We start from the raw sequence: 20,436 nt of genomic DNA on the forward strand, positions 1-20,436 counted from the left end.
GTCACATAACCAAGGAGTTTCGATGCCACAGGTCGGCGATTTCTGGGAGGGCTACCGAGCCGGCGAATTCTATATGGAAGTCGACGGCACCTGGAGCCCGCGATTGAGCAAGGTGTCCGGACTGAGCGAGGGCGAGGTGGAGACCACCGAACAGCCCGACGGGCGGACCGGGCACGTGTATCGGCTGTCGGCGGCGAAGGTGAAATTCGAGCCGCTGACCATCGAGCGCCGCGTCGACGGTAGTGACGACGACGCGAAGTTCCGGCAGTGGTTCCGTGACACCTTCGACCTGGACGCGCTGCGCCAGGGCGGATCGGGCAAGCGGCGCAACGGCGCGATCATCAAGAACCACAACGGCGAGGAGGTGGGCCGCTTCCTGTTCCGGCTCGCCTGGGTGAAGTCGTCGAAATTCAGTGATCTCGAGGCGGGATCGACCAATTTGATGCTGCAGACCATCGTGCTCGAGCACGAAGGTCTCGAGTGGAGCCCGAAGAGCTGAGGAGAGCCCGATGACGATGATGGATACCCCGCCGGTGGTGACCGCCCAACCGCCGCGCGGCGGCCGGGAGGTGGAACTTCGCCTGCCCGTGGGCTTCTGCGACGAACACGGCCAGGTGCACCGCAGGATCGTCCTGCGCAAGATGACCGGGCGCGACGAGGCGCTGCTGGCCGATCCGGCCAACCAGCGCAACGGTGGCCGCCTGGTCACCGCGTTGCTGGCCAGCTGCATCGTGCGCCTGGGTGACCTGCCGAGTTTCGGCCGCCGCGATATCGACGCGCTCTACTCGGTGGACCGCAACTATCTGCTGATTTCCCTGCGCTCGTTGACCTTCGGCGACGAACTGGCCGCGAACTACACCTGTGCGGCCTGCGGGGAACGGTTCGAGACGGTCGAGCATCTCGACGATCTGCCGACCCGGATGCTCGGCGAGGGTGAACTGCCCGAGGACATCCACGTCGAGTTGCGCGACGGCTATCTCGACCAGGACGGCTCGGTGCACACCGCGATGACGCTGCGGCTGGCCCGGGGCGAGGACGAGTCCGCGGCGGCGCCGCAGATGCGCAAGAACGCCTCGCTCGGCAAGAACGCGCTGCTGGCCCGATGCCTGCGCGGGCTGGGCGAGATGCCCGCCCATCGGATGGAGGCGCTCGGCACCAAGATCTTCGCCGATCTCACCCTCGGTGACCGGCGGCTGATCGACAAGGCGTTCAACGAGGCCGCGCCCGGCATCGATCTGGTGCGTGAATTGGATTGCCCGGCTTGCGGTCACGAGATCCGGGCGAGCCTGGACATGACGAATTTTTTAGCTCCGGAGTGAGCGCGGAGCAACTGCGCCGGGAGGTGTTCTTCCTTGCCTATCACCTGCACTGGTCCTACCCGGACCTGATGGATATGGCGGTCGGGGAACGCCATGACTTCGTGCGGCTGCTGGTCGAGCAGATCGAACAGGAGAACGCCCGCATCGAGGCCGCACAGCACGGCTGAAGCGAAGGAGGTGACGACGGTGCCGATCGCACTGCTGCTGGACACGCCGTCGGTGCTCCTGTCGACCCCGCTGGCGGCGGCGAAAGCCCTGCTGCCGTGGGCGGATATGCTGCGCGCCGAGGCGGTGCTGATCCAGCGCGGACGCGGGGCGTTCCTGTCCGCCTGGTTCGGCCGTGCGGTGCCGCGCACTCAGGCCCGGGTCCGGATCGTGATCGGCAATCGCGCCGAGATCCTGGCGCGGCTGCTGAGCGGCGCCGGCGTGCCGGCCCCGGGTGCGGGCGCGGTCGTGCAGCCGGTGGCGGCGCTGGCGGGCATGCTCGGCGGGCTGCTGCTCAGCCCCGGCGGGCAGATCACCGGCTGGAAGCTCCTGTTCCGCAATGGCCGGCTCGGAATCGTCACCGTGCTGTTCGGCGCGCTGCAACTGCTGGCCCTGGCCTTCGCCACCGCGACGGTGTTGTCGCCGTTCGGGGTGACCGATCTCGGCGCGCTGGCCAGGATCGGTGCGACCGCGTTCGGCGCGAGCGCCGCGCTCGGGGCGGCGGGGGCGCTGGGAGCCTTCGTGCTGCTGCGCGAGCAGATCGATGCCGGACTCGCCGCGGCGAGTGCGGTGGCCGCGACCATGATCGCTACGACGGCGCTGTTGCGGCTGCTGACCGGACCCCGTGCGGCCGTGCGCAATCCGCTGCTGGCGGCGCTGCTGCGCTTCGGCGATCGGATGGGCGCGGTGGCCGCGCAACTGCTGGGCGCGGTCGCTTTCGTCGTGACCCGGGTGGTGCCGCAGCTCATCCCGGCGGCGCGCATGATCGCCGGGACGCGGGCCGCGCTGGCCACGACCACGGCCGCGCTCACCGCCGTCCTCGACTCGGCGGGCCGGGCGCTGACCCGGTTTCGCACCGGCGACTGGTCGCCGATCCGAGCGCTGCGCGATCTCGCGACCCCGGTCCAGGAGTCGGTCGTCGCCGTGAGGGATGTCATCGGGCAGGGCCTCGAGCTGGCGATGGACACCGTGGAGCGCCACGCCGGGCGGCTGCCCGGCCTGATCGGTGACTATCTGGGTGCGGTCGTCACCTACCTGGTCGATACGTTCCGATCGAACCCGACGGTCCGGATGATCACCGCGCTGGCCGCCGCCATGGCCGACAAGGCCGGGGAACCCCCGCCGACCCATCCGACCTGGCGTGAGCTGCTGCTACCGCCCCTGGACTTCCCCGACGTGGGCAAGATCCTCGACCGTACGCCACGTCCGGCCGGGCCGGCGCTGACGATGCAGGCCCTGGAGCGGGCAGGCGCGATCGTGCCGCCCGGCCCGGTCCGGCCGTCGCTGGTGTGGCAGGTGCGCGGTGTGCTCGCGTTGGCGGGCATGGCGGACCGCCGCAGCATCTTCGCACCGCAGCGCGTGGGTCTGCGTGCGCGGCTCGCGGCCGAACGCATGCGGGTGAACGAGCTCATCGCCCTGCTCATGCCATTGATCGGCACGTATCTGACTCCGGGACTGTGGAATCGGTACGCACCGCAGCTGACGACCGCGGCGCAGGGAATGGCTCGGTTCGTGTACGGCACGGCCGAGTCGCCGACCGCCGAGCGAGCGCTGCCGGTGCGGCGACCCGATGCGCCGATTCCGGTGCGCCCGGAGATCGGCACCCTGCGGCTGCGCGCCCCGGGACGCACGCCGGCCGACGCACGGTCGCTGCGCGACGAGCTGATCCGGCGGCTGCGCGCGCGGTCCTACGCGGTGTCCGTCCCGGCCGGAGGGCAGTGAGATGCCACTCGACTTCGCCGCCATCGCGATTCGCTTCGCCGCCTTGATCCGGCAGGACAAGCTGGCGTCGGCGGCCGCGGAGGGACTGGGCGGCTCGATCGCCCGGCGCGGTATCGCGGTGCGTGCCGCCGCCATCGCTACGCGTGAACTACCGATCCTGGCGTTCGAGGGCACCGCGCCGGCCGTCCTGATGGTTCCGGCCGCAGCCGAGCCGGATCCGGTGTCCTTCGTCGGGTTCGCCGCCTTCGGCGCGCAGGTCGAGACCGGATGGTCCCGGTGGTGGAGCGCGGCGCAGGGAGTACCCGACCTGGTGGCGGCCGCGGACGAACTGCTGGCCGCGATCGACGCCTCGATCACGCGCTTCGACCGGCCGATGCCGGCGGACTTCGATCCCGGCGCGCGCACCGTACTCGATCTGGTCGGGGTGACGGCGGCGCTCTACGGCGGTCTGGTGCGGGCAAGCGAGCCCGACGGCGACCTGGACCGGGGGGTCGCCACCGTGTTGCGGGCAGCCGCGATCGTCTCGGCCGAACCGAGTGTGCCGCAATCGCTTTCACTCGCCACCGCGGCAGGCATCGCGGCCGGAGCCGTGGGTGGAGCCGGCGCAGGCGCCGTCGCAGCTGCCGGTGCCGCCGCGATCGGCGCGCCGCCCGCCGCCGCGCCCCTCGGCGACGAGGCGGAACAGATCGTGCTCGCGGCCGGGCTCATCGCGCTCGCGCTGCCGCGGCTGGTTGCGATCCTGCTGGCGGCCTTGGATATTCGTGCGCACCTGCTCGTGCTGGACCTGCTCGAATCGGCCGAGCGCTACGTTCGCCGCACGCTCGCGGGCGCCTATCGCGCGGTGTTCGCCGGACTGCGGTCGACCGGATCATGGCTGCTGCGGCTGTTCCGCGGCCTCGAGCGTATGGTCGGCGCCCTGGTGCGCGGGCTGTCCCGATTCGTCGTCGGCTTCGGTACGGCGCTCGGCACGGCCGTCCGGGATTTCGTTGCCCAACTGGCACACTTCCTGCACGTCCTGGTGGCGTGGGTGCGTTTCGTGGCCGGACTGCTCGAACTCGTCGGACTCGACCGCTGGGTGCCACCGACCGGGCCGTTCGAGACCCGCGCGGTCGAGCCGGAAGCGCCGCCGCTGCACTTCCACCTGACAACGCCGACCTGGGGTGGGACGCTGTTCGGACCCGAGGTCCGCCGGAATGTCGCCGAGGTGCTGGCGGCGACCAGCACCGACGTGCGAGTGGCACTGAGCACCGGGTTCACCGGAATCGCGGACCGGCTGGCGGCGACCGCGGATCAGTTCGGCCCGTTGGCGGCCGATACCCGGCTGGACGCCCGCCTGGCGCTGGACTACGGCGAACTCGCCGACACCCTGCTGCCGTCGGAACCCGAACCGGCACAGCGTGATCCGCTCGCCGTCGGAGTGGAATCGTGGCTCGTGGCCGGGGGCGTGGCGACGCTGGCGGCGGCCATGGACGGCTTCGCGCGGCACACCGCGCAGCGCTGGCACGCGCGCTATCTCGTCGAACCGGAACCCGCCGGTCCCGGCCCCGGGCGTCCGACGCCCACCTCGCCGCATGTGCTCGCCCGCCGCCCGCTGCCCCGGGTGGTGGTGCCGCGGATGCTGGTGCGGGTGGGCGGCCCGGTGACCGGTGACGTGCTCGACACCCTCGCCGACGAATTCGCCGCCACGGTGCGTGCGTCCTATCGGGCGCGGATCGGGAGGTGAGTCGTGGACGACGTGATCACCGCCCTGGGCCTGTTGCTCACCCAGACCCGATACGCCCGTCGCGCGCTGGAGGACATCGAGCGGAGCACCACCCGCTACACCCTCTCGGCCATGACGGTATTCGGTTCCGGCGCAGGTGGATTCGGCGCACCGCCGCTGCAGGACGGCGCGCTGCGGGTGTACGTCGTCAATCTCTCGGATCTGGACCCCGCTCGCGGATTCGGTGACGCGTTCGCCGGATTGCTGGGCGGCGTGGGCAGTTTCGTCGGGAATCTGTTCGGCGGCGTCGTCGGGGGCACGGCCGGATCGTGGTGGCTGGCCACCTCGATGGCGACCATCGAACGGATCGTCGAGCGCGTCGAGCGCATCATCGCCCGGCTCGGCCTGGGGCGCGCCGCGGCACCGGTGAATTCGGCCCCGGTGGCCCCGGCGGCGGCGACCGGTTCCGCCCTCGCGGCACCGGGCACGGCCCCCACGCCCGCGCAGACCCCGATCGACCTGGTGACCATGCTGAAGTCGGTGCAGGGCCGGTTCGAGGCGCTCACCGCGCTGCTGCGCGCCGCCAACGGCGAATTCGCCCGCCCCGCGGCGGCTTCCGGCGACGCGCCCGCACCCGGGCCCGCCCCGTCGGACGCCGAGCGCTGGCGTGGGCTCGCGGACTCGCTGACCGTCGCCTTCGACGCCGCGACCCGGTTGGCCGGCGGCCTGCTCGTCGTGGTTCCGACCGCGATCGCGGCGCTGTCCTGGTTGCTGGACCGGCTTCCGCAGCTGCGCAACGCCATTGCCGACACCCTGCGCTTCGCGGTCCGCAACGTGCTGGTGCTGCGCGGGGCCGTCGTGGTGCTCGCGCTCGAGACACTGGCCATGATCGTGCGGGTGGCCGCCCTGGCGGTGCGCGCCCTGTCCGCGACGATCACCGAGGCGCTCGGCGCGGTGTTCACCGCGATCGGCGGATTGCTGGAGGGCGCACTGCGATTGGTGGGTGTGGTCGGCGGCGCGGTCGTCCAGACCGCGAACGCTCTACTGAACTGGCTGGTTCCGGCGGTGGACAAGATCCTGCGCGATATCGGTGCGCTGCGGGTGTTCCGGCTGCTGGCGCAGGTGGTGGATCTGATTCCGATCCTGAGCGGACTGGCCGCCAAGGACAAAGCCGACGGCGCGTCCGGCAAAGGCGCGGCGAAGCCGGATTCCGGGGACGCCGCCCGTCCACCGCTGACGCTCCCGCCGGTGCCGCCGGATCTGGCCGAGATCATGGCGACCGCCGGAACCGAGGCCAAGGCCGCGGCCAAGCAGATCGGCGATGCCGGAGCCGATCTGGTGAGCAAGCCGACCGCCGCGCTACGCGCGGGGCTCACCACCTTCTCGGAGAGCCTGGACAAGGCGGCGCTCGAGGAGGTCGAACGCTCGGATCGCACGCTGGCGAACCGGCTGACCAAGCTCGGTAGCCGAGCGGACAAGACGGCCGAGGACCTCCTGCCGGCGATCCCGGCGGCACCGACCGCGTTCGCGCCGATCGCCGAGGCGTACGGCAGATGGCTGGTCGACGGGGGACTGGGCCGGCTGCTCGACCGGGCCTCGACCTACTTCGGCACGCCGCAGGCCGGACCGAACTTCGCGAAGCAGCCGCAGCTCGGTGCGCCCGCCGCGGTGGTGCGGATCGATGAGGTCGTCATCGATATCGCGCCCGCGGTGGCGCCGGAAGCGCCGCCGCCGCAATCGTTCTGGCGGCCGGAGGAGTCCACGCCGGCGGGCGAGGACATCCGGGACCGGATCGCGGGGCGAGACCGTTTCGACGCCATCCGGGGCACCCGGCTCCAGCCCCGGCCCTATGTTCCCCAGGTCGGCTAGGAGGAGTCATGCGCATGGGTTATCTGGCGAACGTGCTCAACCTGCCGCCGCTGATCTTCAAATTCCAGTATCACCCGGAAATCCTCTCGGAGAAGAAGTCGTTCACCTACGAGGATTCCCAGGAGCGGGGCGACTGGGGTTTCGACAAGAGCTATGCCGCCGGGAAGGACAAGACCGGCGATGCCAAGCAGTTCGCCATGGCCGGGGGCGCCTTCGACGACGTGCTGGAACTGGGCACGCTGCTCACGGCCACGCCGGCGCAGGTCGCGAAGGCCGGCAAGGCGCGCACCTTCGCGCTGGAGTTCGCGATCGATACCCACGGCAAACCCGACGAGGGCGATGTCGCGAGCAATCCGCCCAAGCCGCGCGATATCGAACTGGATCTCGCGGTGCTCCGATCATTCATGAATCCGTCGGTGGAATTGCCGCGGTTGTTTCGCTCGCCGGAGTGGAAGTATCCGCCGACCTGTCAGCTCAAGCTCGGCGATATCGCGCTCGAGTGCGTGATGACCGATCTGAACATCAAGATCACCAGGTTCGCGCCCGACCTCACCGCCGACCGCGCGGAGATCAGCCTCACCCTGACCGAGCAGCCGCGTTCGCTCTCGACCATCGGCGACATGATCCTGCGCAACATCAACGCCGTGCGCGCCCTCGGCGGCGGTCGCCTCGACAAAGAGGACGTCCTGCAACAGATTCCAGGTTTCGCGCTGGCGCAGGACGTGTTCGACCTGTGAAAGGAAAGCCATGGCAGTCTCGATCAATTCCCGCTACCGGCAGCTGAGCGCCTACGCGGCCACCGGCGCCGACGGCGCGGTGCACGCGACGCTGCCCATCCGCCGCACCCCGGCAGCCGACACCGCCGGCTACCGGCATCGGCTCGGTGGTGTCGAGGACCTGGAGTATCTGGCCTGGCGCTATCTGCGCAACAGCGCGGCATGGTGGGCGGTGGCCGATCGCAACCCGGTGTGTTTCCCGCTGGATCTGCGCGCGGGCGACATTCTCGATATTCCGGTCGGTGAACTGCCCGACCGGGCCGACCGGACGCGAGTGTTCCGATGACTGGTAGCGCGGCGACGGCGAGGGTCCTGGTCAGCGCCGACGGGAGCGACTGGCGCGATATCAGCGCGCCCCTGGTCGCGGTGACCGTCGAGGACGACGACCGGATCACCGATCAGGCCGTCATCCGCCTCGACGACAGCACCGGAGTGCTGGCCGACGCCTCCTTCGAAGGGCTCGAGGTGCGCGTCGGATTCGGCGAAACCAGCATGCCCACCTTTGTCTTCGAAGGCGTTGTGATGGCGGCGCGCATGCTCGCGGCGCCGCGCCGGCAGCTGGTCGAGCTGACCGCGCTCGACTTCACCTACCGGCTCGCCGCCCGCCCCTACGATCCGGCCGAATGGCGGGCGGGGGAGACGCTGAGTTCGGTGCTCACCCGGGTCGTGGGCCGCCCGGCCAATGATCTGCGGCCCTTCCAGATCGAGCCGAGCACCGATATCGCGCTCGACACCCGCCGGCCCAGCCGCCCGGCGAATGTCAACGAATGGGAATTCATCCTCGACCAGGCGCGACGCCAGGGCTGCCTGGCCTTCTGCGAATTCGACGGGGTCGACACCTCGAACTTCTATTTCACGCCGCTGACGAAGATCATCGCGGCCGAGCCGCTCGGCGAGCTGACCTTCGCGCGCGGCGGCGGCTCACTGCTCGAATTCTGTTACGAGCGCAGCGCCGCGCTGGCGGCGCCGGTCCGCGTCGCCGCCACCACCGACCCGGCGACCGGCGCAGCGCGCACCACGCCCGCCCCGCCTGCCTCCGATCCAGCCCCGCTGCCCGCGCCCGATACCGGCCGGGCCGCGGAACTGGGAGCGCGCCGCGGCGCGGCACTCGAGGCGCTGAGCGAGCTGGCGGCGGCCGCGACCGCCCGGCTGGCCGGCCCCGTCGAACGGATCAGCGGCGAATCCGGCCGCACCGCAGCCGAACTCGCCGCGCGTCCGGCCCAGGACCCGACGGCCGCACTCGGGTTCCACGGGCGCGGGATCGCCCTGGGCACCGTGGCGCTCCGCGCGAAATCACGGGTCCATATCTCCGGCGTCGCGCCCTGGGCGGTCGGCGACTGGTATGTGCGGCGGGTCGGCCACCACTACCGCCGCACCGGCGCCGGCCCGGCCTATTCCACCGAATTCCTGGCGACGAGATAGGAGAGCGCGATGCTGATCGAGGAGAGCAGCCGCCACGTCGGACGCTACTACGGCAAATACCGCGCCACGGTGCTGGACAATGCCGACGCCCAGCATCGCGGAATGCTGGAGGTCGAGGTGCTCGACGTGTTCGGGGCCGGGGTCCGGGTCAGCGCCGAGGCCTGCCTGCCGTACGGGACGTACATGGTGCCGCCGGTGGGTGCGGGAGTCTTCGTGGAATTCGAGGCAGGCAATCCCGAATCGCCCCTGTGGACCGCCGTGGCGCTGAATCCCGATGCGCAGGCGAAGGTTTCGGCCGACACCGTGCTCATCAAGCACACCGGTGACGCGCTGATCTCGATCGACGAGAAGGGCGGCGTCCTGTTGTCCAGTCCGGCCGGTTCGTATCTGCATCTGGACGCCGCCAACGAATCGGCGACCCTCGCCGAGGGGCACGGGAACTTCATCGCCATGGGCGAGAAGGGAATCGGGGTGATCAACGCCGAGGGCGCGGTCGTCAATGTCACCGGCGACACGGTGCACATCCGGGCGGCGAAGGTCGTGCTGGAGGCGACCTCGATCGCCCTCGGGGCCGGGGCCACCGATACCGCCGTGCTGGGTAGCGGCATGGAGGCGCTGTGGACCCTGCTCGTCGGTCACGTCCATCCGCCCGGCGGCCCGTCACCGCAGCTGGCGGTGCTGCCCAAGCTGATTCCCGGTGTGCACCTGAGCAGTTCGGTGGTCGTGAAATGAGTAGATGCGCGTTTCCGCCGTTTCCGGCGATCTCGGTGCCGATTCCGGCGGTGCCCGGGCTGCCGGCGCTGCCCGATATTCCGGATGTCCCGATTCCGCGGCTGCCGGATCTGCCGGGTGTCGCGTTGCCGCCGTTGCCGACGGTCGTGGTGCCGGTGCCCGCGGTGCCGGGTCTGCCCGCGCTACCGGACATTCCCGCGCTGCCGGTTCCGGCGTTGCCCGGCCTGCCGGGTGTCGCGTTGCCGCCGTTGCCGACGGTTGTGGTGCCGGTGCCCGCGGTGCCGGGTCTGCCCGCCCTGCCCGACATTCCCGCGCTGCCGCAACCGCCCGCACTGCCGCCGTGTCCGCTGGATTGATCCCGAGGAGCCGACCATGACCGAACCGAGAGGCCCGTCCATTCCGTTCCGCATCGACCCGGGTACCGGGGCGGCGGTCTGGAGCGCGGGCGCCACCAAGATTCAGGAAGATCTGATGCTGCTGCTCGGCACCCGGCTGGGCGAACGTCCGATGCTGCGCGAGTACGGGTCCAATCTCGCCGCGCTGGCGCACGAACCCGACGACGACGTCACCGCCGACCTGCTGCGCCGCCAGGCCGAGGAAGCTGTGATCCGCTGGGAGACACGGGTTGTCGTCACCGGCGCGCAGGTCCGGCGCAGCGGGGGGACCGTCGAGCTGGCGCTGCGCTACGTGCATGCCGACGCACCGGCCTCGGGCCTGGCGATCATTCCTCTGGCCTGAGTGAGGCATCCGATGAGCACGCCCGCGATCGACTACACCGACAAGGACTACGCCTCGCTGCGTGCGGCTCTGCTGCGCCTGGCCGCCCAGCGGCTGCCTGAGTGGACCGACCGCTCGCCCTCCGATCTGATCATGGTGCTGATCGACCTGTTCGCCTACTGCGGCGATGTCGTGGCCTACTACCAGGACCGGATCGCCAGCGAACTGTTCCCGTCTACGGCCACCGAGCGGGCCGGTCTGGTAGATCTGCTGCGGCTGATCGGCTACGAGTTCGCGCTGCCCGCACCCGCCCGCGCCGATCTGCGGCTGAGCTTTCGAGCGCCGGTCGCGCCCGCGGATCCGGATCGCGTCACGGTCGCCACCGGCAGCCGGTTCCGTGCCCAGGTGGCCGCCGAGGGCGCGATCGAATTCCTGTATCTGGGGCCGGATCTGGTGCTCGACCTGCGGTCGAGTCAGGTGCGCCCGGATCCCGGCGCGCAGCTGGTGCACTACGACCGGTTGCCGGTCACCCAGGGACTGGTGTCCGCGCCGGTGGTCATCGGGTCCGGGGCGGATGTGCCGGATCAGATGGTGGCGCTGCCGGATCGAGACATCGATCTGGACTCGGTGCGAGTCGAGGTGAACGAGGGCGCGGGGTGGGTGCTGTGGGCGCGGTCGACCGGCGCGGTATCGGATTCGACCGCCCGCGAGTATCGGCTCGTCGTCGACGCGAGCGAGACACCGCAGGTGGTGTTCGCCGCTCGGCGTCCGCCGGTGGCGGCGAACAATATTCGCGCGGGCTACCGGGTGTGCGTCGGGGCGCGGGGCAATGTCGCGGCCGGAGCGATCACCGAGGCGGCGACGCCGATCCCGGCCCTGGCCGCGGTGACCAATCCGGATCCGGCGGCGGGAGGCAGCGCCGCGGAGTCGGCGCAGAGCGCGATTCGCACAGCGCCGCAGCTGTTCCGATCGATGCAGCGGGCGGTGACGGCCGAGGACTACGCGGCCCTGGCCCGGCGTTCCGGCGCCGTCGCCAAGGTGCGGGTGCACAGTCGATCCTGGAATCGGGTGGACCTGTACGTCGCACCCGCCGGTGACCGGCTCGGCCCGCTGCCGGAATCCTTGCGCGACCATCTGATCGCCTACTTCGAGGACAAGCGCCCGGCGACCACCCTGGTCTCGGTGTTCGGCGCGCGGCCCGCGCCGATCGATATCACCGTCTCGGTCGTCGTGGACCGGCGGGCCGCGCCGACCACGGTGCCCGCGGCGGTGGGTTCGGCCGTCGCGCGGCTGCTGTCGTTCGCCGAACGGGACTTCGGGCAGACCGTCTACCTGAGCGAGGTCTACGCGGTCGTGGAGTCGGTGCCGGGTGTCCTCGGCGCGACCGTCGACCGGTTCCGGCGCGCCGATCGGCCCGCGCCCGATCTCGAGGCCGCCTTGGCCGCGGCGGGTCTGCCGGCCCTCGAGGGGCTGCCGGTGTTCGTGCGCGACGCCGTATCGGCGGATATCGCGCCCGGCGGTCGGATCGAGGCGGGCGAATTCGAGATCCCGGTCCTGGGCGCCCTCGAGATCCGGGAGGCCCGGCCATGACCATCGTGGGCCCGCGCGCGTCCGCCGATCTGATCGGGCGTCGAATCCTGCTGTCCTGGACCGTGATTCCCGATGAGACGGGCGCTCTGCCGCGCGTCACGGTGCATCGGAAGTCGCACGATTTCGACTTCCCGGCCGCCGCCGGGCCCCATCTGGTGTATGACAGCGCGGGGTTCCCGCCCCCGGAGGACAGCGCGGTCGCGGTGCGCCGACTGCCCGGCACGGTGGACCTGGTCGACGGTCTGCGCCGGACCAGCGAGGTGGTCAGCGTCGCCCATCGCGACGGCGCCGGCCTGCGAGAAGTGTTGCGCGCCACCGTGCACACCTACCGGCGTGCCGATCACGCACTGGTGCGCCAGGAGGTCGAACTACTGGACGCGGGCGCCGCCGGGCCACTCGAACCCGGGCGCACCTGCTACTACCGGATCGCCTCCGACGCGACACCGGCGGAGGTCTCGCGCGTCAGTGCGACTCCCGCGGGGGTGTATCACTACCATCGCGCGCTGTACGAGGCGATACCCGAGGTGTATCGCCGCGCCGACACCCGCACCCGGCCGGTGGATGCCGGGACCGGCTGGTTCCCGGAGGCCGGGGCGGCGGGCGGTCAGCTGCGGCGACTGGTCGATGTCTTCGGGATGGCGGTCGGCGCGCTGCGCGGCGGCGCGGACGGCCTGCGCGACCTGCGCGATATCGCCCGGACCGACGCGAAATACCTTCCCCTGCTTGCCCAGTGGATCGGCTGGGAACCCAGCAGTGCCGATATCGCCGGTGTGCCCGGCGAGGTGGCCCGGCTGCGCGGCGAGATCGCCGCCGCGCCACAGCGGTACCGCACCGCGGGCACCGTCGCGGGCATCGCCGAACTCGTCACCCACTACACCGGCTGGACCGCGCGAATCAGTGAAGCGGCACAACAGCTCTCGCGTACCAACACCCCGCCGCAGCGCAATCTCCACGCCGCCGTCGAGCGGGCCGACGGCAGCTGGACCGGTAGTGCCGACGCGGCGGTGGCGCTCGGGCTGGCCGGCGCGGCCGGTACCCAGGTGACCGCGGTGGCCGGACCGTATCCGCTGGCGGAGGGCATGCGGCTGCGGGTGGCGGTCGATGGCGGGCCCCCGATGGTGTTGCGACTGTCGGCCGCCGATTTCGCCCGGATCGGCGCGGCCACGGCCGCCGAGGTCGCCGTCGTGATCGGGCGCGGGGTGCCCGGGGTGCGCGCGAGTGTCGTCGGCGGGAAGCTGCGCATCGCGTCGCTGCGCACGACATCCGAAGCGCGGGTGGCGATCTCGGCCGCACCGGCGACATTGCTGAGCTTGGACGGCGCACCGCGAGGCCGCCTGGCCGCCGCCGTCGATGCCGCCGGCGTCCATTGGATCGCCTACGCGAGCACCAGCGCCGCCGATGCGCCGACCCCGCATCTGCGGGTCCTTGCCCGGCGGGCCGAGCGCTGGTACAGCGCGCGGTCGATCGGCGGCGACGGCTTCGAGGCCGGAACCATGAGCCGGTCCGAATCCGATCCGGCCCTGGTGGCGCTGTCCGGTAACCGACTGTGGTGCGCCTGGATCGCGGATCCGGCCACCGACGGCTCGACGCCGTACTTCCGGATCGGCGTCCCCGCGCCGCCGCTTCCGGCGCGGCTGCGCGCCGAGCTCGCCGCACCGTTCGCGCTGGTTCCGGGCGCGACCGTCACGTTCACGGGATCTGTTGTCGCGCAGCGCTTCACCGTGCGCGCCCAGGACTACGCGAATCCCGCCGCCGCCACCGCGGCAGAAGTGGCGGCGGCCATGAATGCCCAGCTGGCCGGTGTGCGCGCCGCGGACATGCACGGGCTGGTCGTGGAAACGGAAGCGGCCGGACCCGACGCGACACTGCGGGTCGACCTGGCCGCTTCCACCGGAGCCTGGGCGCTGGGATTCGGCAACCGCGAGGCGATCGGACGGGGCAGCTGGGACGCCGCCGTCGACTGGGGCCCAGCGCGCCGGGTAGTGCCCGCGCCCGCCGGACGCAGCGCCGACTGCGCCGCGCTGGCGGAATCCGAGGGCGCGGTGCGGCTGTGCTGGAGCCTGCACGACGCCGAGAGCTGGCGCTTGATCACCACCCGCTGGACCGGTCGGTTGCTCGTCGCGACCCGAGCCGGGCTGAACATCGTGGCCCCGACCGGTATCACGACCCTGACCACCGCCCAGGGCCTGCCCGCCGACGATATTCGAGAGGCGGTCACCGATGTCGAGGGCACCGTCTGGATCGCCGGCACCGCGGGGCTGACCGCACGGAACGCCGCCGGTGCGATGACCACCTTCACCAAGGCATCCACCGCGGGCGGCCTGGTCTCCGACACGCTGCGCGGCGTCGCGATCGGCCCGGACGCCAGCGTCTGGGTCGCCACCGCGGGCGGCGTCAGCCGGCGGGACCAGGCCGGTGCGTGGACCGCGTTCACGACGGCACAGGGATTGCCCGCCAACGATATTCGCGCCATCACGGTCGGCCTGGACGGGAGCGTCTGGGCCGGCACGCCGACCGGGATCGCGGTGTGGCGGGGCAAGACCTGGACGACGCTGCGCGCCGCTGCCCGCCCGGACGTGCGGCGCATCCTGATCGCCCCCGACCGCGCGGTGTGGGCGGCCACCGCCGCCGGGGTCCTCCGGATCGACGGCGACGCCGTCCGCGCCGACGATCTCACCGATCTCGCGCCCCGCGCCGCCGACGTGCGCGATCTCGCCGTCGACGGCGGCACCGTCTGGCTGGCCACCGCCGCCGGTGTCGTGGAGATCCGTGATACCGGGCGACGGATTCTGCACGGCGCCGCGGCCGGGGTCGCCGAACCGAACTGCCGTGCCATCGTGGCCACGGGCGAGGAGACCTGGGTCGCCACCACGAACGGCACTTTCGGCCGTGTGCCCGGTGGACGCTGGACACCGCGGCAGGTGGGGCCGGGCATCGTCGTCACGATGACCGAGCCGTGGTCGGCGCTCGACCTCGTCACCGACTCGGCCGCGGGCGAACGCGAGCCGCATCTGGCTCGCGCCGGGACAACGGTGCTGCTGGCAGCCGCGCGCCGGCAGCGTTCGCCGACCGGCGGCACCTGGCAGCTCACCCTACGCCGCCGGGCCGCCGGTGCGACGGCGTGGACCGCCGTCACCGAACTGACCGCCCTCGGCGCGCAGGATCGCGAACCTGTGCTCGTGCCCGCGGCCGACGGCTCGCTGCGGGTGTATTTCCGCTCCGATCGCGGTGGCGGGGACCGGATCTGGCGCGTACAGGTGAACGCCGCCGGTGCGGTGTCCGCTCCCGTCGCGGTCACCACCGGACCCGCCTCCGATACCGATCCGGCGGTGCTGCCCGATGCCGCACCGCCGACCCTGATATTCCGCAGCGATCGCAATGTCGCACCCGCCGTACTCGGGGAATCGGCGACCGGGCGTGCGGCACCGGAGATCTCGCTGCGCCGCTACGCGGGTACCCGGACCGTGAGCTTCGACGACGCCGCCCGCAATACCGCCGCCGGAACCTTCGGCGACCTGCTGGCCTACACACCGCAGCGCCCGCGCGGTGACGAGCCCGCGCCCGGCGAACGCTATCTGCCGGGCGCAGTGACCATCCATGCCGGTCCCGGGCATACCGGAACCGCTGTCGACGCGGCGGACGCGCGCCGCCTGGACCGGCTGCTGGCCGGTTTCGTGGCGGCGCAGGTGCGTGTCGTCGGCATCCCAGACCGCTGACCCACCGGGAGGACGACCATGACCCAGATCTCCGCGAGCACCTTCGATCCACTGGCTCGCTACGTCAATGTCCGTATCCTGCAAGGTGCTCCGATCGCCGACGTCGACCTGAACGAACTCGACGACATTCGCAAGTTCGAGCTGCGCGCCTATCTGAAATGGTTCGTCGGGGACGGCGTGCCCGAAGGCAACGACGGATTCCACATCGTCGGCACCGGCGCGGTCAACGACTTCACCATCGGCGCGGGCGCTACCGCCACCGACGCGAACATCCCCGTCGGGGAAGCCGGTCTGCGGGGCGTGGGCCGGATTCTGGTCGACGGACTCGACGCCACCATCGCCTCCGACATCGCGTTCACCGACCAGGATCTGCACGAGGATCGCGCCGGTGCGGCCGCGCTGGCGAAACAGCTGGGCGTGGAGCCCGTACGCCGACTGGTCGACGCCGCCGTGGACGGACACGTCGCGGTCGTCCTCGACGTGTGGGAGTCCTTCGTCACCGCCGATGACGACACCCGGCTGCTGCACGCCGGATTGGGGGTGGAGACCGGTGCGCGGGTGCGCCGGGACTGGGTGGTGCGGGTCCGGGCCGGAACCACCGTTCCGCACGGCACCGATCCGGATGTCGTTGCCGGACACTCCTATTCGCTGCTGGCGGTGCTGACCCGGCGCGCCGGGGACGGTACGGTGCGTGCCACCGACGTCACCGACCGGCGGCAGCAGCGGCTGCAACTGCCGCCCGCCACCCTGATCGAGGATGTGCTCGGCACCAGCTCGACCGACTATCGCGCGGGTTTCGACCGCCCGCCGGTCAGTCTGCGCGACGCGATCAACGCGCTGCTGCGCGGCCAGCTGCCGATGACACCGGAGCAACCCGTCGCGCCACCGCCGCCCGAATCCGACGCGCTGGACAATCTCGGGCGCGCCACACTGCGCGACAGCAGTGGGGGGCTGGTCGTGCTGTTCACCAGCGATCGCGGCAACAACGAGCAGGTGTACGCGTCCCGAATGGGGCTGGACGACCTGGCCGGCGGCTTCGCGACCACCGTGCAGGTGACACGCGGTGTGGGCCACACCCATCCCTCGGTCGCCGAACTGCCCGACGGCACGCTGTTCGTGGTCTACCAGAGCGAGTCGGGGCCCAATGCCGGTATCCAGGCCAAGCGGGGCACGCTGAGCGAGCTGGCGACAGCGACCGAACTGCCCGTCGCCGTGACTCCCGGTGTGGCCGAGGACAATCCGTTCGTCATCGTCGCCGGGACGGTGGCGACGGTGTTCTTCCACAAGACGGTGCCCGGCGCCCAGGTCACCGACCGCTGGTACTTCCGGCGCTGGAACATGGTCACCTCCGACTGGGTGGAGGGGCCGACCGAACTGGCCTCGCGCGACACCACCATCCGCGATTTCCACGCGGCGCTCGACAGCACCGGCCGGATCTGGACGGTCATGGTGACCGCTCAGGGCATCTTCGCGACCTGGCTGAATCCGAGCACCGGGGAGAAGAGCGCGTCGATGAAAGTGGCCGATCCGCCCGGCGGATCGACCGCACCGCCGTTCCTGCTGTGCCCGCGCGGCGGCGGCGCGTGGCTGTTCTGGCAAACCGGGACAGGTATCAACGCCAGCCGGTTCACCGACACCTGGCAGCCCCCGGTGTCCGGACTCGGCGGGGGCGACAGCACCGATCGTGAACCGTGTGCGGTGGAAGACGCGGAGGACGGCACCTTCTGGCTGATCTGGGCCCGGGGCCCGATCGGGCAGGGTGATCTGCTGGCCATGCGGCGAGACCCGGTGGGGCAGTGGGGGACTCCACGTCAGCTGGTGCGTTCGGAGCACGACGACACGCTGCCGTTCCCGGTCGCCGGTCCGGACACCACGGTGTGGGTGTTCTGGGTCAGCACCCGCACCGGGAAGGTCCGGATCTATACCAAGCGGTTCGTGACCGCGGTCTGAAGGAGGAGCCATGGCCTCGCCGTCCATCACGCCGAGCGCATTCGACCAGCCGGTCTATCGCGCCCACGATTCCGTGGGCCTGCTGGCCGAGCTGTCGCTGAACGTCTTTGTCGCACAGCACTTCGGCACCTTCACGGTGCGGTATCCGGCCACCACCGGCGCACCCGCGGTCACGCTGGAACACGCCGGAATCAGCTTGGCGCTGCCGACGGCTGCCGGTGCCACCAACACCGGCAATCCGTTCCCCGATCGCCGGATCGTCGCCGAGGTCGCGGCCGAGGGCGCGGACCTGGTGATCAGCGCCGAGGTGCTGGCGACCGCGAATCCCGCGGCCGGGGAGGTCTGGACCGTACGCGCCACCGCGAGCGCCGCGACCACCTGGGATATCGGCCAGAGCGCGAATCAGCCCGGCCACCGGACCATTCGGCGCGTGCTCTGCGATCCGGCGGCGTCCTTCACCCTGGCAGCGCCCACCCTGTCCGGCGGCACCGTGCGTGAGAGCGACACCCTCACCTGCACCGCGGGCACCGCCGGGCCGACCGCCGTGGGCGCCGCGCCGGCCCTCGAATTCGCCTGGACCAAGACCGGACCCGTTGTGCTGACCGAGTTTCCGCAGACCGGCCCGAATCCGACGCTCGTGTGCGCACTGCCGACGGTATATCAGGCGCGGACCGTCACTGCGACGCTGCGCGTCACCTACACCGGCACCGGTCTGAGCGGTTCGGCGAGCCGCACGCTGAGCGTGAGGCCCCGGCCGCAACGGCTCGCACTGGTGCTGGACCGGTCCGGCAGTATGTCGCTCGGCGGGCGCTGGGCCCATGCGGTGGTGGCGGCGGAGGTGCTGGCGGGGCTGTTCGTCGCGATGCGCTCCGGTGTGCACAGCGACGATCGGCTCGCGCTGCTGGCCTTCGACCACTCCGGCTGCGCCTGGAAGACCGCGACGCCGAACAGTTCGCTCGAGCGCGTCCTGGGGCTGTCCGCACTCGGCAACGCGGCGCTGACCAGCGTGCCCTTCGGCAGCCCGGGTGCGTGCACGCCGGTCGGCGACGCGCTGGTGGCGGCGATGGACGACTTCGCTGCCGCCGGTATCGCCGCGGACCCGCATTTCACCACGGTGCTGCTCACCGACGGGTACGAGAACGCCGGTGCCGTCGTGGTCGATCCGAACAGTCCGGCCCCGTCGGGCACGCAGCGCTTCGAGGTGGCGCGGGCAACCGGGGCCCGGTTCGCTGTCGATCAGCGGATGTCGTTGTACACCATCGGATTCGGCGCGACCGTGCAGGAGGACGTACTCGACGCGCTCGCGGTGGACTCGGGCGGCAAATACGTCAAACTGACCAAGGTCGGTCAGCTCACCGCCGCGCTGGGGCAGATGGCCGCGTTCGCCGCCGGGGTGGAAACGGCCCAGGTGAATCCGCCCGGCGCGGGCAACGAATACACCGTGCTGGTCGCCGCGGGCGCCCGCCGGGTGGTGTTCTCGGTGCATGCCACGCCGGGCGGCACGGTGGAGCTGTCGTATCGGCCGCAGTCGGGCGGTCCGCTGGTGCCCGTCAGCGGGACCGAATTGGAGTTCGCCACCCATGTGCTGACCTGGGTGGATATCGCGGCGCTGTTCGGTGGTGACGAGAACGCCGTCCCGGGCACCGAATGGCATGTGGTGTACCGGGTCGGCGGTGCGCCGGCTCCGCTCACCGAGCTGCTCGCCTTCGAGGATCTGCTGGTGCGTGTGGCCGTCGGTTTCGATCGCGACTGCTACGACACCGGCGACCCGATCGAGATCACCTGCCGGATCCGGGCCGGCGACGACCCGGTCCGCAATGCCCGCGTGCATGTCGAACTCGTCCGTCCCGCAGTGTCATTGGGCACCATCCTGGCCACCGCGGGGCTCGAGTATCGCCCCGCCCGTCCCCGGCCGCCCGATCCGGCGGCCCCGAAAGCCCTGATGATCCAGTCGCTGCTGCGCGAGGAGAACGAACCGGAGTTGCCCAGCGAGACACCGGCCGCCGTCTTCGAGGACGGCACCGCCGAACTCTTCGACGCCGACGACACCGGCGACTACCGCAACCGGTACGTCGACACCGGCCACGAAGGCAGCTACCGGTGGCGCTTCACCATTACCGGCACCCTGCCCGACGGCAGTGAATTCGCCCGCACCGCCATGGTTTCACGCTGGGTGGGCGTCAGTGTCGATCCGTCCAGCACCTCCGTCGACATCGAATGGCTGGAGTCCTATCGGGGCTGGGAGCGAGTCGCGATCACCGTGCACCCGCGCGACCGCAACGGTGGCGATCTCGGCCCGTTCCGTCCCCGGGATGTGCTGTTCGAGACCGATATCGGTGAATTCGACAGTGAGATACCGGATTCCATGCGCGGAGTCACCTATCCGAGCCCGGGCGGCGGTGTATTGCTGAGCCGCTACGACGGCGGCTACACCCGAGTGCTGCGCACCCCGCGCGGCGCGTCGGGCACCGTCACCATCACGGTGAAAGGGAGTGTGCTGGAACCGATTCCGATCGGCCGTCGGCGCCGGCCCTGGATCTGGTTCCGCCGCGCCCGAGGATGATCGGTGCCCGCTGTCGTCCTGGGTGATTCGATCGGTGATCAGGTCGAGGAACTCCTCGGCGTAGGCCAGACCGCGCTGGACGGCCTGAAGATAACCGGCCCCCGGATACCGGCTGCGGCGGTATCGTTGCCGGGACGCGGCGTGATCACAGGTC

General features: G+C 71.2%; 16 protein-coding genes. All 16 read left to right on the plus strand.

Annotated features, from left to right (window positions below; translation table 11 throughout):
* The first annotated feature begins 22 nt into the window (after positions 1–22).
* Genes ACFVMC_RS12410 through ACFVMC_RS12485 form a run of 16 tightly spaced genes read left to right on the plus strand, consistent with a single transcriptional unit; the run spans position 23 to position 20,282 of the window.
* Positions 23–499, plus strand: coding sequence for a phage tail protein (locus tag ACFVMC_RS12410; protein WP_379209597.1), 477 nt, complete (start codon positions 23–25; stop codon positions 497–499).
* A 10-nt stretch (positions 500–509) separates the two neighbouring features.
* Complete coding sequence (locus ACFVMC_RS12415) at positions 510–1,319, plus strand: hypothetical protein (protein WP_379209599.1); 810 nt, start codon at positions 510–512, stop codon at positions 1,317–1,319.
* Complete coding sequence (locus tag ACFVMC_RS12420) at positions 1,316–1,486, plus strand: hypothetical protein (RefSeq protein WP_379209601.1); 171 nt, start codon at positions 1,316–1,318, stop codon at positions 1,484–1,486. Before ACFVMC_RS12415 ends, ACFVMC_RS12420 begins: the two co-directional genes overlap by 4 nt.
* 19 nt (positions 1,487–1,505) lie before the next feature.
* Positions 1,506–3,245: a hypothetical protein gene (locus ACFVMC_RS12425; RefSeq protein WP_379209602.1), complete on the plus strand. Its 1,740-nt coding sequence runs from the start codon at positions 1,506–1,508 to the stop codon at positions 3,243–3,245.
* A 1-nt stretch (position 3,246) separates the two neighbouring features.
* A complete protein-coding gene (locus ACFVMC_RS12430; protein WP_379209604.1) occupies positions 3,247–4,968 on the plus strand; it encodes a hypothetical protein in 1,722 nt (573 codons plus the stop codon).
* Positions 4,969–4,971: 3 nt separating this feature from the next.
* Positions 4,972–6,816 (plus strand): hypothetical protein, encoded by a 1,845-nt coding sequence (locus tag ACFVMC_RS12435; protein ID WP_379209606.1) that lies wholly within the window; start codon positions 4,972–4,974, stop codon positions 6,814–6,816.
* 14 nt (positions 6,817–6,830) lie between these two features.
* Positions 6,831–7,553, plus strand: coding sequence for a hypothetical protein (locus ACFVMC_RS12440; protein ID WP_379209608.1), 723 nt, complete (start codon positions 6,831–6,833; stop codon positions 7,551–7,553).
* A 10-nt stretch (positions 7,554–7,563) separates the two neighbouring features.
* Complete coding sequence (locus ACFVMC_RS12445; protein WP_379209610.1) at positions 7,564–7,878, plus strand: hypothetical protein; 315 nt, start codon at positions 7,564–7,566, stop codon at positions 7,876–7,878.
* Complete coding sequence (locus ACFVMC_RS12450) at positions 7,875–9,014, plus strand: hypothetical protein (RefSeq protein ID WP_379209612.1); 1,140 nt, start codon at positions 7,875–7,877, stop codon at positions 9,012–9,014. Before ACFVMC_RS12445 ends, ACFVMC_RS12450 begins: the two co-directional genes overlap by 4 nt.
* Positions 9,015–9,023: 9 nt before the next feature.
* The gene (locus ACFVMC_RS12455) at positions 9,024–9,746 is read left to right on the plus strand and encodes a phage baseplate assembly protein V (protein WP_379209614.1); all 723 of its coding nucleotides are present in this window, start codon (positions 9,024–9,026) and stop codon (positions 9,744–9,746) included.
* Positions 9,743–10,102 carry a hypothetical protein gene (locus ACFVMC_RS12460; protein ID WP_379209616.1) on the plus strand — a complete coding sequence of 120 codons (360 nt, stop codon included), beginning with the start codon at positions 9,743–9,745 and terminating at the stop codon, positions 10,100–10,102. The genes ACFVMC_RS12455 and ACFVMC_RS12460 overlap by 4 nt, the downstream gene beginning before the upstream one ends.
* Positions 10,103–10,118: 16 nt before the next feature.
* On the plus strand, positions 10,119–10,484 hold the full coding sequence (locus ACFVMC_RS12465; protein WP_379209618.1) for a GPW/gp25 family protein: 366 nt from the start codon (positions 10,119–10,121) through the stop codon (positions 10,482–10,484).
* 12 nt (positions 10,485–10,496) lie between these two features.
* Positions 10,497–12,053: a baseplate J/gp47 family protein gene (locus ACFVMC_RS12470; protein WP_379209620.1), complete on the plus strand. Its 1,557-nt coding sequence runs from the start codon at positions 10,497–10,499 to the stop codon at positions 12,051–12,053.
* A complete protein-coding gene (locus ACFVMC_RS12475; protein WP_379209622.1) occupies positions 12,050–15,769 on the plus strand; it encodes a phage tail protein in 3,720 nt (1,239 codons plus the stop codon). The genes ACFVMC_RS12470 and ACFVMC_RS12475 overlap by 4 nt, the downstream gene beginning before the upstream one ends.
* 18 nt (positions 15,770–15,787) lie before the next feature.
* A complete protein-coding gene (locus ACFVMC_RS12480) occupies positions 15,788–17,719 on the plus strand; it encodes a hypothetical protein (RefSeq protein WP_379209624.1) in 1,932 nt (643 codons plus the stop codon).
* A 10-nt stretch (positions 17,720–17,729) separates the two neighbouring features.
* Positions 17,730–20,282 carry a hypothetical protein gene (locus ACFVMC_RS12485; protein ID WP_379209626.1) on the plus strand — a complete coding sequence of 851 codons (2,553 nt, stop codon included), beginning with the start codon at positions 17,730–17,732 and terminating at the stop codon, positions 20,280–20,282.
* Positions 20,283–20,436 lie beyond the last annotated feature (154 nt).

It is taken from the genome of Nocardia sp. NPDC127579 (genome assembly GCF_042672005.1).
Taxonomy (GTDB): domain Bacteria; phylum Actinomycetota; class Actinomycetes; order Mycobacteriales; family Mycobacteriaceae; genus Nocardia.